A 13,205-nucleotide genomic window follows, 5' to 3' on the forward strand; every position below is an offset into this window, starting at 1 on the left:
ATCTTGGGGCCTTTGGGAAGCCCCAACTGCGACAGCATAACGCGCCTGCCCGCAGGGTATGGATGCCCGTCCATGATTCGTTTCCTTAAGATCCCCTATTGAATCAAAGAGATTCCTCACTAATGACCAGGCGGTAGCCGATACCGGGTTCCGTCTGAATGATTCCCGGCGCGTTGGGGTCGCTTTCAATCTTCTGGCGCAACATGCGGATATAGACCCGCAAGTACTGCACCTCGTCTTCCTTGGCGGGTCCCCAAACTTCCTTGAGGATTTGCCGGTGGGTCAGAATCTTGCCGGCGTGCGCCGCCAGGAAGCGCAGCAGGTCGAACTCCGTGGGCGACAGGTGCAGCTTTTCCTCACCCCGCGTGACCTGCCGGTTGATGAGGTCGATGGCCAGCCCGCCGGCGTTCACCACCGACCGGCCGCCCTGCTGCTGCACGGCGTGGCGCAGCGCCGCCCGGATGCGGGCCATCAGCTCCGCCGTGCCGAAGGGCTTGGTGACGTAGTCGTCGGCGCCCAGGTCCAGCGCCGCCACCTTGTCCTCCTCCTGGTCGCGGCTGGACAGGATGATGATGGGCGTTGGGCGCTCGGCCTTCAGCTTGCCCACCAGGTCCAGGCCGTCGCCGTCCGGCAGGCCCAGATCCAGCAGGACGAGGTCAACGCCCGGCAGGCGGGCCTGCACCAGCCCCTCCTGCGCCGTCGCCGCCTCCACCAAGGTCCAGCCCTGGGGCGCCAGCACGGCGCGCAGCAGGCGGCGGATGGCCACCTCGTCCTCGATCACCAGGATGCGATGGGGTTTGGTCATGGTCTCAACTCTATTCCAGCATCCAGGCATCAAGCGCGTCATCGGTGGGCAGCGTCAATTCGAACACGGCGCCGGTCCGGTCGGTGCGATTGGCGGCCTTGATGGTGCCGCCCAGCGCCGTCATGAAGCCGCGGCAGATGGCCAGGCCCAGGCCGGTGCCGGCCTGGCGGTGATCCCGCGCCTCCACCCGGTAGAACTTGTCGAAGATGCGCTCCAGGCTATCGGGCGGGATGCCCACGCCCTCGTCCATCACGCGGATGACGACATGGTTGTGCCGCCGCGCCGCCGACACGGCCACCCGGGCCTCGGGCCCGGAATACTTGGCGGCGTTGTCCAGCAGGTTGAACAGCACCTGTTCCAGCAGCAGGTAGTCGGTGCGCACCAGGGGCAGGTCGGCCGCCAGATCCAGGTCCAGCGGCCGGCCGGCCAGGATGGGCTTGGCCCGCTGGGTGGCGGTGTGCACCACGTCCACCAGGTCCGTCGGCTCGCGGCGGATGTCCAGCCCGGCCTCCAGCCGCGTCATGTCCAACAGGTTGCGCACGAAGCGCCCCATGCGCTCCGCCTCCACCAGCAGGTCGCCGGTCAGCTGGGCGCGGGTGGCGGGCTCCAGCCCCTCCCCCTCCGCCTTGAGGGTGGTGGCGGTGCCGATGATGGCGGCCAGTGGCGTGCGCAAGTCGTGCGAGAGCGAGGTCAGCATGGCGGAGCGCAGGCGCTCCGTCTCACCCTCCAGCCGGGCCTTGTCGATGTCCTGGACCAGCTTCACCCGCTCGATGGCCACGGCCGCCTGGTCCATGATGGCGTCCAGCAGGCGGCGCTGGTCCGGCGTCAGGATGGGACCGGGGTCGTCGGTGTCCACACCCACCACCGCCACCACGCCCCGCTCCGTCCGCACGGGCAGGAACAGGCGCTGGGTACCGGGCAGCGTGGGCGCGCCGCGCCCCGCCGGCTTGGCGTTGTCATAGGCCCAGCGCGCGGCGGCCAGGTCCATCTCGCCCACCTGGTCCTCCGGCGGGTAGCCCGCCCGCACTTCCAGCGCGCCATGGTCGTCGGGCATCAGCAGCACGACGCGCACCTTCAGCAGCAGCGCGACCTGGTGGGTGGTGGCCCACAGCAAATCCTCCATCTCGCCGATGCCGGCCAGCTTGCGCGCGAAGGAAAACATTTGGGCCGTGATGCGGGCGCGGTTGGCGGCGATGGTCGCCTGCTCCCTCACCCGCGCCGTCAGGCGGCTGGTGAAGACGGCGACGATGGTGAAGAACACCAGCGCCACCACGTTGGACGGGTCGCGGATGGTGAAGGTGTACAGCGGCGGCAGGAAGAAGAAGTTGTAGGCCAGCACGCTGAGGCAGGAGGCGAACAGCGAGGGGCCGTAGCCGTGCAGGATGGCGCTGGCCAGGACGGCGGCGATGTAGACCAGCGACAGGTTGCGCACGTCCATGGTGTTGCCCAGCAGGCTGCCCACCACGGTGGCCAGGCCCACCATCAGCGTCGCCACGCCGTAGGGCTGCCACGCCAGGCCGCTGGATTCCGGCCGGGTGCGCACCATCTTGGGCGGGATCTCGTCCGCCTCCACCGCGTCGCCGGCGATGACGTGGACGGAGATGGTGCCCGCCTTGCGCACCAGCTCGTGCACCACCGAGCCGTGCACGATCTCGAACCAGCGCGGCCGTTCGGACTTGCCGATGATGATGTGGGTGAAGTTGTTGGCGCGGGCGTAGCCCAGCACGTCGGCGGCGATGGTGCGGCCGGGCACGGTGATGGCCTCGCCCCCCAGCTGCTCCGCCAGGCGCAGGGTGTCGGCGATGCGGTCGCGCGCCGCCTCGGTCAGGCGCTGGGTGCGCGCGGTTTCCACATACAGGGCGGTGAAGCGGGTCTTCAACCGGTCGGCCAGGCGCTTGGCATAGCGCACCAGGCCTCCGGCGGTCTTGTCCTCCGACACGCAGACCAGCACGCGGTCACCCGCCGCCCAGGGGCCCTGGATGGCGTGGCGCTGCATGTAGGACAGCATCTGGTCGTCCACCCGCTGCGCCGTGCGCCGCAGCGCCAGCTCACGCAGGGCCGTCAGGTTGCCGGGGGAGAAATAGTGCTTCAGCGCCCGCTGCGCCTGCTCGCGGATATAGACCTTGCCCTCGTTCAGGCGCTTGATCAGGTCCTGCGGCGGCAGGTCGATGACCTCGATCTCATCCGCCATCTCCAGCACGCTGTCGGGCACGGTCTCACGCACGCGGATGCGGGTGATCTGGGCCACCACGTCGTTCAGGCTTTCCACATGCTGGATGTTCAGCGTGGTCAGCACGTCGATGCCGGCGGCCAGCAGCTCCTCCACATCGGAATAGCGCTTGGCGTGGCGGCTGCCCGCCGCGTTGGTGTGGGCCAGCTCGTCCACCAGGGCCAGACGGGGACGGCGGCGCAGCAGGGCGTCGATGTCCATCTCCTGCAGGGTGCGGCCCTTGTATTCCAGCACCCGGCGGGGCACGACCTCCAGCCCGGCCACCATGGCCTCCGTCTCGCGCCGGCCGTGGGTCTCCACCACGCCCACCACCACGTCCACGCCCTCGGCCTTCAGCTGCCGCGCCGTTTCCAGCATCTGATAGGTTTTGCCCACGCCCGGGGCGGCGCCCAGGTAGATGCGCAGCTTGCCGCGACGCTCCTGCATGGCCTGGCTCAAGAGGGCGTCCGGCGACGGGCGGTTGGTGTGGTCGTGGCTCAAGGACGGTCTTTCAGAGGCGGTACAAACGGCAAAGGCCGCCGCCCGGGATCATCGACGACAATAGCGCCAACGCCCCCGGAACGGCGAGCCTTTAACCTTTCAGGACAATCAGTTACCCGCGGGATGCGCCGCATCGTTAGCCGACGGGTGCGCCGCGTCCAGGGCGCGGTTCAGCGCCAGGACGTTGACGTGCGGCTCCCCGATCAGGCCCAGCAGGCGGCCTTCCACATGGGCGTCCACCAGGCCGCGCACGGCGGCCTCTGTCATCCCCCGGGCCTTGGCCACCCGCGCCACCTGGTAATAGGCGCCGGCGGGCGAGATGTCGGGGTCCAGGCCGCTGGCCGAGGCGGTGACCAGGTCCACCGGCACCGGATGATCCTTGGTGGCGCCGTACTTCTCCGCGTCGCCGGCGATGCGGTCCACCAGGGCCTTGGACGTGGGCCCCAGGTTGGAGCCCATGGAGTTGGCGGCGTTGTAGGGGGCCGCGACGGTCTTGGTGCTGTCGTTGGGGTCGGTGTCGGTGGTCACCGACGGCCGGCCCCAGAAGTACTTCTCCGACGTGAAGTTCTGGCCGATCAGGGTGGACCCGACGACCGTGCCGTCCTTGGCGGTGATCAGGCTGCCGTTGGCCTGGCTGGGGAACAGGACGCGGGCGATGCCGGTCATGCCCAGGGGATAGATCAGGCCGCAGACGATGGTGAAGAAGACGGCCAGCGAAATGGCCGGGCGGATTTGCTTGAGCATGGCTCTGAGGCCTCCTTTAGGCCAGGCCGACGGCGGTCACGACCATGTCGATGGCCTTGATGCCGATGAAGGGGATGATGATGCCGCCCAGGCCATAGACCAGCATGTTGCGCGACAGCAGGCTGGCGGCCGGCAGGGCGCGGTAGCGCACGCCCTTCAGGGCCAGCGGGATCAGCGCGATGATGACCAGGGCGTTGAAGATGATGGCCGACAGGATGGCCGACTGCGGCGTGGCCAGGTGCATGATGTTCAGCGCGTTCAGCGCCGGGTACAGCCCCGCGAACATCGCCGGGATGATGGCGAAGTACTTGGCCACGTCGTTGGCGATGGAGAAGGTGGTCAACGCGCCGCGGGTCATCAGCAGCTGCTTGCCGATGCCCACGATCTCGATCAGCTTCGTGGGATCGCTGTCGAGGTCCACCATGTTGCCGGCCTCGCGGGCGGCCTGGGTGCCGGTGTTCATGGCCACACCCACGTCCGCCTGGGCCAGGGCCGGGGCGTCGTTGGTGCCGTCGCCGCACATGGCGACCAGCCGGCCCTCGGCCTGTTCCTTCCGGATCAGGGCCAGCTTGTCCTCCGGCGTGGCCTGGGCCAGGAAGTCGTCCACGCCCGCCTCGGCCGCGATGGCGGCGGCGGTCAGCGGGTTGTCGCCGGTGATCATCACCGTGCGGATGCCCATGCGGCGCAGCTCGGCGAAGCGGTCGCGGATGCCGCCCTTGACGATGTCCTTCAGGTAGATGACGCCCAGCACCCGGTCGTTGCGCACCACGGCCAGGGGCGTGCCGCCGGCCTTGGCGATGCGCTCGGTGATGGCCTCCAGCTCCGGATGGCGCACCGGCTGGCTGCCGCGCAGGGCCGTCACGTGGCGCAGCACGGCGTCCACCGCGCCCTTGCGGATCTGCACCCCGCCGTCCAGATCCACGCCGCTCATGCGTGTCTGGGCGGCGAAGGGGACGAAGCGGGCGTTCAGGGCCCCCATGTCCTTGCCGCGCAGGCCGTACTTCTCCTTGGCCAGCACGACGATGGAGCGGCCCTCCGGCGTCTCGTCGCTCAAGGACGACAGCTGGGCGGCCTCCGCCAGTTCCTTGTCGGTGACGCCGGAGACGGGGATGAACTCCGCCGCGTGGCGGTTGCCCAGGGTGATGGTGCCGGTCTTGTCCAGCAGCAGGGTGTCGACGTCGCCCGCCGCCTCCACCGCGCGGCCGGACATGGCCAGCACGTTGAAGCGCACCAGGCGGTCCATGCCGGCGATGCCGATGGCGGACAGCAGCGCCCCGATGGTGGTGGGGATCAGGGTGACGAACAGCGCCACCAGCACCACCACCGACACCGTGCCGCCGGCATAGGCCGCGAAGCCCGGGATGGTGACGACCGCCAGGATGAAGATCAGGCTCATGCCCACCAGCAGGATGTTGAGCGCGATCTCGTTGGGGGTCTTCTGCCGCTCCGCCCCCTCGACCAGGGAGATCATGCGGTCGAGGAAGGTGGAGCCCTGGGCGGCGGTGATGCGGACGATGATGCGGTCCGACAGCACCCGGGTGCCGCCGGTGACGGCCGAGCGGTCGCCGCCGCTTTCCCGGATGACGGGCGCGGACTCACCGGTGATGGCGGACTCGTCCACCGTGGCGATGCCGTCCACCACCTCACCATCACTGGGGATGATGTCGCCGGCGTCGACCACCACGTGGTCGCCCACCTTCAGGTCGGCGGCCCCCACCGTCTGAAAGCTGGTGACGGCCGCCCCCCTGGCGACCATGGGGCCGGTCAGGCGCTTGGCCACCGTCTCGGTGCGGGTCTTGCGCAGGCTGTCGGCCTGGGCCTTGCCCCGGCCCTCGGCCACCGCCTCGGCGAAGTTGGCGAACAGCACCGTGAACCACAGCCACAGCACGATCTGGAAAGAGAAGCCGGTGCCCTGGGCGCCGGTGGCCAGGTCGCGCGCCAGCAGCACGGTGGTCAGCAGCGCCACCGCCGCCACCAGGAACATGACGGGGTTACGCACCAGGGTGGCGGGGTTCAGCTTGGTGAAGCTGGCCTTGACCGCCGGGCCCAGGATGGCGGGGTCCAGCAGGGCGGATTTACCGCCCCGGCGGGTGGTCGGCGCCGGCTGCGGCGCCGCCGGCTGCTGCCCCGGGTGGAACATGGAAGGGGATGACATCTCGAAATCTCCGAAGAACGGATGACGCCAATGCAAGGCTTCTACCCGGGGGTCAGTAGGTGGTGCCGGCCATCATCTGCAGGTGCTCGACCACCGGCCCCAGCGCCACGGCGGGGAAGTAGGTCAGGCCGCCCACGATCAGGATCACGCCCACCAGCAGGCTGACGAACAGCGGGCCGGTGGTGGGGAAGGTGCCGGCGGAGGCGGGCACGGACTTCTTCGCGGCCAGGGCGCCGGCGATGGCCAGGGCCGGGATGATGATGAAGAAGCGGCCCACGAACATGGTCACGCCCAGGGTCACGTTGTACCAGAGCGTGTTGGCCGACAGGCCGCCGAAGGCGCTGCCGTTGTTCGCCGCGCCGGACGAGAAGGCGTAGAAGATTTCCGAGAAGCCGTGCGGGCCGTTGTTGGCGATGCCGGCGACACCCGCCGGAATGGCGGAGGAAATGGCGCTGAACACCAGGATGACCAGCGGCATGGCCAGGATGGCCAGCACCGTCATCTTCACCTCCTTGGCCTCCAGCTTCTTGCCGATGTATTCGGGCGTGCGGCCCACCATCAGGCCGGCCACGAACATGGCGATGATGGCCATCAGCAGGATGCCGTAGAGGCCGGCGCCCACGCCGCCGACGATGACCTCGCCCAGCAGCATGTTGACCAGGGGCACCATGCCGCCCAGGGGCATGAAGCTGTCGTGCCAGCCGTTGATGGCGCCGCAGGAGGCGTCGGTGGTGATGGTGGCGAACAGGGCGGTGTTGGCGATGCCGAAGCGCACCTCCTTGCCCTCCATGTTGCCGCCCGGCGACAGGGCGCTGACCGTCTGGTCCACCGGCAGGCCGGCGAACAGCGGGTTGGCCTGGGCCTCGGCCCAGTAGCAGACGCCGACGCCGACGATGAACATGGCGCCCATGGCGGCCAGGATGGCCCAGCCCTGGCGCTCGTTGCCCACCATGCGGCCGAAGACGTTGGTGAGGCCGGCGCCGATGGTGAAGATGCTCAGCATCTGCACCAGGTTGACCAGGGCGTTGGGGTTCTCGAACGGATGGGCGGAGTTGGCGTTGAAAAAGCCGCCGCCGTTGGTGCCCAGCATCTTGACGGCCAGCTGCGAGGCCACGGGGCCCTGCGCGATGATCTGCTTGGCGCCTTCCAGCGTGGTCGCCTCGGTATAGGCGGCCAGGTTCTGGGGCACGCCCTGCCAGACGTAGAACAGGGTCAGGACCACGCAGGCGGGCAGCAGCACGTAGAGGGTGGCGCGGGTCAGGTCGACCCAGAAGTTGCCGATGGTGCGGGCGCCGCGGCGGCTGAAGCCGCGCACCAGCGCCAGCGCCAGCACGATGCCCGTGGCGGCGGACATGAAGTTCTGCACCGTCAGGCCCGCCATCTGCACCAGGTAGCCCATGGTGGTCTCACCGCCATAGGACTGCCAGTTGGTGTTGGTGACGAAGCTGATGGCGGTGTTGAAGGACAGGTCCGGCGCCACCGCCGCCTGGCCCTGCGGGTTGAAGGGCAGCAGGGCCTGGAAGCGCATCAGCGCGTACAGCAGCAGGGCGCCCAGCAGGTTGAACAGCATCATGGCGACGGCATAGGTCAGCCAGTGCTGCTCCGCCGTCGCATCGACACCGCAGACGCGGTAGATGGCGCGCTCGACGGGGCCGAAGACGCGGCCCAGCAGGGTGTTCCCGCCACTGAATACACGGGTCATGAAGCCGCCCAGGGGCCGCGTCAGGACCAGGATGATCGCCGCGAACAGCGCGATCTGTAGAATGCCGTTGAACGTCACGGGTAAGGTCTCCGCATACGCGAGGCCGCGCTCAGAAGCGCTCGGGCCGGATCAGGACGTAGACGAGGTAGATGGTCAGGCCGACCGAGACGGCCGCGCCCAGGATCAGGTCGAACATGGCGGTCACAGCCTTTCGCAGGCGTAGGCGTAGGCCACGCCCAGGCCGAAAAGCCCCACCAGCAGGGCGAGCAGGATGACGTCGAGCATGCGGATGTTCCTCACGAACGAAACCCGGAAGGCCCTCGACGGGGCGCTTCCGGGCAGGATGGGTCGATGCTGAGGAGACAGCCGATGGCCATCAAAATTCGATGGCAAAGCCGGGGGCTGGAAATAAAAGGATTTTAACGGCGGCCGGCGCGGATGGTACGGACCGTTTGAGAAAACCACCATAATTTCAACGGGTTGATTGACTTTCCCGATTGGATGAACGGGGAAGTCGGCGTTGACGCGAATAAAGGCGGGGTGAATGGACCGGCCGCAATCCCTTTGGCAATTCCCGGCAAACAGCGGATAAGATCCGACTGGGATGCGGGAGCGACGCCCCAGCGCTGCGGGAAAGAATCCATGACGACACGCCTTCGCTGGCTGGCCGCTTTGATCGCCTTGACGATGGCCGGCGGCGCCCAGGCCGCCGATGCCCCGCCCACCGCCAGCACACCCGCCGGCACCCCCGCGACCAGGGCCGACCGCCTGGCCCAGGCCGACGCCGCGCGCCAGCGGCAGACGCCGGCAGACGTGAAGGCGGCGCGGGCCCTGTCGGCGCAGGGCGACCGGGCCTATCGCCGGGGCGACTATGGCAAGGCCTACGCCGCCTACAGCAGCGCCTATCCCAACAGCCCCTTGGCCTACGCCTATGTCATGGCCAGCGATGCCCATTGGCGCGCCGTGGTGCAGGCCCACGCGGCGGCGCGCAAGAAGGGCGGCAAGCGCTGCGATCAGGTGGGCAGCGACCGCCTGGCGGGCGACCTGGCGCAAAGCCTGGAGCAGGAGCTGGACTTCGGCCTGGCCCTGGCCGCCCACGACAAGGACCGCGCCTTCCTGGACTCGCCCCTGGCCATCCGCGCCGGCGGCATCGCCACCTGCCTGCGCGACGTGACCCAGCGCCTACGCGCCGGCGCCCCCCGCTGCGACGACACGCGCGCCATCGAGCATTGCCTGGGTGAGCCGCTGCCGGTGGGCGGTGGGTAAGGCCGGCGGCTGGCGGGTGCGCGGCCGAAGGGCCCGTTGACGCGGTGGGGGCCCCTGCCCTATCGTCCAGGCGTGCGGTCGCCAAGCCGCCACCGGACCCGCGGGAAGGGCTGAGCCCACTGGCCATATCCCACGCGGTCACACCCGACCTTTGTGCAGCCGGATTTGCGGGTCGTCGGCGCCTCATGCACGGAGGTTCGCTCATGGCAAAACCGCTTCCCGACCATCCCCATATCGATCAGCTGAAACGCCAGGCCAAGGAACTGCTGGCGTCGTACCGGCGCGGCGATGCCGACGCCCTCGCCCGCTTCCGGGCCAACCTGCCGGCGGCCCATGGCAAAGACGACGCGGCCCTGGCGGCGCTGGCCCTGCGCCTGCATGACGCCCAGTCCTGCCTGGCGCGCGAATATGCCTTCCTGGGCTGGGCCGACCTGGACGCCTACGTCGCCAGCCGCCGCGCCGCATCCGCTGACCGGGCGGAGGCAACGCTGGAATGGCTGCGCCTGGTCTATCCCGGCGACATCAGCGGCAGCATGCGCCGCCCGCGCCCAGCCGCAGCCCTCCGCCTGCTGGCGGAGGATCCGGATCTGACGGCGGGCGATCCCATCCTGGCCTGCGCCAGCGGCGATGTGGAGCGCGTGCGCCAGGCCATCGCCCAGGATCGCACCTGGGTGAACCGCGCCAGCGGCCCGCTGAAACTGCCCCCTCTGCTGGCGGTCACGCACTCCAGCCTGGTACGGGTGCCAGGGTTCGCCGAGCGCCTATATGCATGCGCCGATATGCTGCTGAAAGCAGGCGCTAATCCCAATCAAGCTGTAAGTGATAGGTTTCCGCCGGCGTCCGTCGACTCGCCATCCGAAAATCAGCTATCTGCCCTTTACGGCGCTGCTGGGCGAAACCACGATCCCAAGTTGACCGCCCTGTTACTGAAAGCCAGCGCTGACCCTAATGACGGAGAGTCCCTATACCATGCGCTGGAGAGTCCTGTTTGCGTGGAGTTACTTTTGAAGGCAGGCGCTAAGGTAGTTGGCTCGAATATAATATATCGGGCGCTAGACCTGAACTCAGTTGACGCGCTACAATCCTTATTGGCCCATGGTGCCGACGCCAACGAACCGGCGCATAATAGTCCCATTTCCAACTGGGGAAACCCCTTGCTGTGGGCCTGCTATCGCCGTTGTTCTACTTCCCTGTTTAAAGCTTTATTAGATGCTGGCGCCAACCCCAATGCCCGCACACCCGACGGCACCAGCGCCTACACGGTCGCCCTGCGCTTCGGCCTCACGGAGGTGGCGGAGGTGCTGCGCCAGGCCGGCGGCGGCACGGCGCTGTCGCTGGAGGACCGGTTCGTCGCCGCCTGTGCCGCCGGGGATGAGGCGGCGGCGCGCGCGATTCAGGCCCAGCGGCCCGACCTGCCCGACGGCCTGTCGGACAGCCAGCGGCGCCTGCTGCCGGAACTGGCGGCGCAATGGGGATGTGATGCCGCCATCGCCGTCATGGTCCGCCTGGGGTGGCCCCTGACCGTGGCGGCGGGGGACTGGAACGCCACCGCCCTGAACCACGCCGTGTTCCGGGGCGATGCCGCCCTCGCCCGCTTCCTGCTGGACCACGGCGCCTGCTGGACGGAAAGGCACGGCTACGGCGACGACGTCAGCGGCACCCTGTCCTGGGCGACGCTCAACCAGCCGGAAGATAGCGGTGACTGGGTGGCCTGCGCCCAGGCCTTGCTGGCCCACGGCATGCCCGTGGCCAAGGCCCCGGCGGACGGCCAGGGCGGCGTCCTGATCGATGGCCACAGAAAGTGGTTCTCGGATGAGGTGACGGAGGTCCTGCTGGCCGCCACCTAAACTGGCCGCTGCCTAAAAAGGGTAAGGGCCGGCGCGTGTCGTGCCGGCCCTCGCCAAGGTGGGGGCGTCCAGATATCAGGGCGGTCCCGCCTCCGCCACCTGTTGCGGCGGCGCATCGCACGCCCGGTTGGCGGGGCAGATGGCGCCGGTGGGGCGGATGTTGACCACGGCCGTGCCGGTGCGGTCCAGGCCCAGGACCCGGGCGGCCGCGGCCGACAGGTCCAGCACCCGGCCCTTCACGAAGGGCCCCCGGTCGTTCACCCGCACCTGCACCACCTGGCCGTGGGCCGACACCTCGATCACCGTGCCCAGAGGCAAGGTGCGGTGGGCGGCGGTCAGGCCCTCGGGGTCGTAGGCCTCGCCGCTGGCGGTGCGGTGGCCCGCATGCTCCCGCCCGTACCAGCTGGCCTTGCCGACCTGGCCACCGACCGGGGCATGGTCATCCGCCGCCACGGTGTTTCCAAGGGCCAGGGCCGGCGCAAGCGCCAGCCCGGCGCCCAAGGCCAGGCAACCCCATCGCAGCGTCCTCATGGGACCCTCGCCGTCGTTGTTATGAAGTTTGTCGGGACTCAGCCGCCGAAGGGGATCAGCACGTCCAGGCCGAAGGTGGTCTGCCCCTGGTCGTTATTGAACGGCCGGGCATTGCCCAGCGACCGGTCGTAGCGCACCTCCGGCCGCAGGGCGAAGCCATCCGGCAGCGCGTCCCATCCCAGGGCCGCCGCCGGCTTCCACGTCACCCCCGCGGTCAGCGCCAGGTAGGTGGCCCCCTGGCCAGCCGACAGCACCGGCGCGCGCGTGGGCTGCCCCGCCTCCGCCAGGACATAGTCCTGGTTGCCCTGGAAGGCCGCGACGTAGAAGCCCTGGACGTCGCGGAACACCTCGGTCCGCAGGGTCAGCGACACGGCGTCGTCGTATTTCCAGGTGGCATACTGGGCGGCGGCGAACGCCTCCGCCTTCACCAGGTCGTCACGGACGTAGTTCAGCTCGGTGATCAGGGTCAGCGCGTCGCTGGCCTTCACCGTCAGCACGGCGTCGTTGATCCAGCGCGCCTCGTCATTGGCGTGGGCCAGGCCCAGCGGGGCCTTGGTGCTGGCGTCCTCCGGCCCCACGTGGGTCAGCGCCACCAGGGTGACGGTGCTGTCGGCGTTGGCATAGCCGAAGCCGAAGATGCCGGACCAGGCGTCGTTGTTGTCGCCGTCGCGCCCCAGGCTGGTGTTCACGCCGCTGTCGACACCGCCGTAGAGGTCGATGCCGCCGGACAGGTGCAGGGTGGCCAGCGCGCCGGTGTGCTTGAAGGGCAGGCCGAAGTTGAAGATGTAGCTGTGGCTGTACAGCGGGTTGCTGGACGCCACGATGGTCTCGGCCCCCAGGGGCGAGGCGTACTGCCCCACCTTCAGGTCCAGGCTGCCGCCGGCTACGTCGGGCAGATGGAAGGCCACGTTGGCCTCCACGATGTCCAGCTGCGTGCGCTCGCCGATGGTGCGGTCCAGTTCACCCAGGAAGTGGGTGTAGCGGGCGTCGGTGCCGTACATGCCCTGCAGCTTGAAGCCCCAGCCGAAGTCGTCACCGTCCTGTGCGTTTTGAGGGGCCGCGTCCTTGGCGATGGTGGCCACGGCCTGGTTCAGCACCAGCTGGTTCGTGCGGTCGGTGAACAGGTGGCCGTAGTTGGGGCCACGGTCGGCGCCATGGTCCGCCGCGGTGATCCCGGCCTCCACCAGGCCGCTGACGGTGATGCCGGCGGGCGCCCCAGGGGTTACCGCAGGGGGCGACGGCGCGGCGGCGTCCTCATCCGCGCGGGCGGCGCCGGCCCCCAGCATCAGGGCGCAGGCCGCCGTGGCGGCGGCAACGCGCAGCGCGCGGCGGCGGGGAATGGTGGACTGGATGGAATGCGACATGGGAAGGCATCTCTTGATCTTCTTGACCGGCGGGGTGCCGGCTTGGACGCCAAGAGACGTCAACGCCGCCTTAAAGTTCGA

Annotated in this window: 10 protein-coding genes; 2 read left to right on the plus strand and 8 right to left on the minus strand. The window is 69.0% G+C overall.

Features of this window, described 5'->3' with window-relative positions; translation table 11 throughout:
• Positions 1-103: 103 nt before the first annotated feature.
• The 6 genes from UAJ10_RS18155 to kdpF form a co-directional block, all read right to left on the minus strand.
• On the minus strand, positions 104-805 hold the full coding sequence (locus tag UAJ10_RS18155; RefSeq protein WP_322916608.1) for a response regulator: 702 nt from the start codon (positions 803-805) through the stop codon (positions 104-106).
• A 10-nt stretch (positions 806-815) separates the two neighbouring features.
• A complete protein-coding gene (locus UAJ10_RS18160) occupies positions 816-3,515 on the minus strand; it encodes a sensor histidine kinase KdpD (RefSeq protein ID WP_322916609.1) in 2,700 nt (899 codons plus the stop codon).
• Between the two features lie 108 nt (positions 3,516-3,623).
• Positions 3,624-4,259 (minus strand): potassium-transporting ATPase subunit KdpC, encoded by a 636-nt coding sequence (gene kdpC / locus UAJ10_RS18165; protein ID WP_322916610.1) that lies wholly within the window; start codon positions 4,257-4,259, stop codon positions 3,624-3,626.
• Between the two features lie 16 nt (positions 4,260-4,275).
• On the minus strand, positions 4,276-6,414 hold the full coding sequence (kdpB, locus tag UAJ10_RS18170; RefSeq protein WP_322916611.1) for a potassium-transporting ATPase subunit KdpB: 2,139 nt from the start codon (positions 6,412-6,414) through the stop codon (positions 4,276-4,278).
• A gap of 52 nt (positions 6,415-6,466) precedes the next feature.
• A complete protein-coding gene (kdpA, locus tag UAJ10_RS18175) occupies positions 6,467-8,194 on the minus strand; it encodes a potassium-transporting ATPase subunit KdpA (RefSeq protein WP_322916612.1) in 1,728 nt (575 codons plus the stop codon).
• A gap of 31 nt (positions 8,195-8,225) precedes the next feature.
• The gene (gene kdpF / locus UAJ10_RS18180) at positions 8,226-8,312 is read right to left on the minus strand and encodes a K(+)-transporting ATPase subunit F (RefSeq protein ID WP_145749801.1); all 87 of its coding nucleotides are present in this window, start codon (positions 8,310-8,312) and stop codon (positions 8,226-8,228) included.
• Between the two features lie 446 nt (positions 8,313-8,758).
• Here kdpF and UAJ10_RS18185 point away from each other — a divergent pair, with 446 nt between their 5' ends.
• Positions 8,759-9,382: a hypothetical protein gene (locus tag UAJ10_RS18185; protein ID WP_322916613.1), complete on the plus strand. Its 624-nt coding sequence runs from the start codon at positions 8,759-8,761 to the stop codon at positions 9,380-9,382.
• A gap of 203 nt (positions 9,383-9,585) precedes the next feature.
• Positions 9,586-11,229, plus strand: coding sequence for a hypothetical protein (locus tag UAJ10_RS18190; RefSeq protein ID WP_322916614.1), 1,644 nt, complete (start codon positions 9,586-9,588; stop codon positions 11,227-11,229).
• A gap of 75 nt (positions 11,230-11,304) precedes the next feature.
• Here UAJ10_RS18190 and UAJ10_RS18195 read toward each other — a convergent pair whose 3' ends face one another.
• Together UAJ10_RS18195 and UAJ10_RS18200 are read right to left on the minus strand one after the other, a co-directional pair.
• Positions 11,305-11,760: a septal ring lytic transglycosylase RlpA family protein gene (locus tag UAJ10_RS18195; RefSeq protein WP_322916615.1), complete on the minus strand. Its 456-nt coding sequence runs from the start codon at positions 11,758-11,760 to the stop codon at positions 11,305-11,307.
• Between the two features lie 38 nt (positions 11,761-11,798).
• Positions 11,799-13,124 (minus strand): outer membrane beta-barrel protein, encoded by a 1,326-nt coding sequence (locus UAJ10_RS18200; protein WP_322916616.1) that lies wholly within the window; start codon positions 13,122-13,124, stop codon positions 11,799-11,801.
• Positions 13,125-13,205 lie beyond the last annotated feature (81 nt).

It is taken from the genome of Nitrospirillum guaranorum, assembly GCF_034653275.1.
Lineage (GTDB): Bacteria > Pseudomonadota > Alphaproteobacteria > Azospirillales > Azospirillaceae > Nitrospirillum.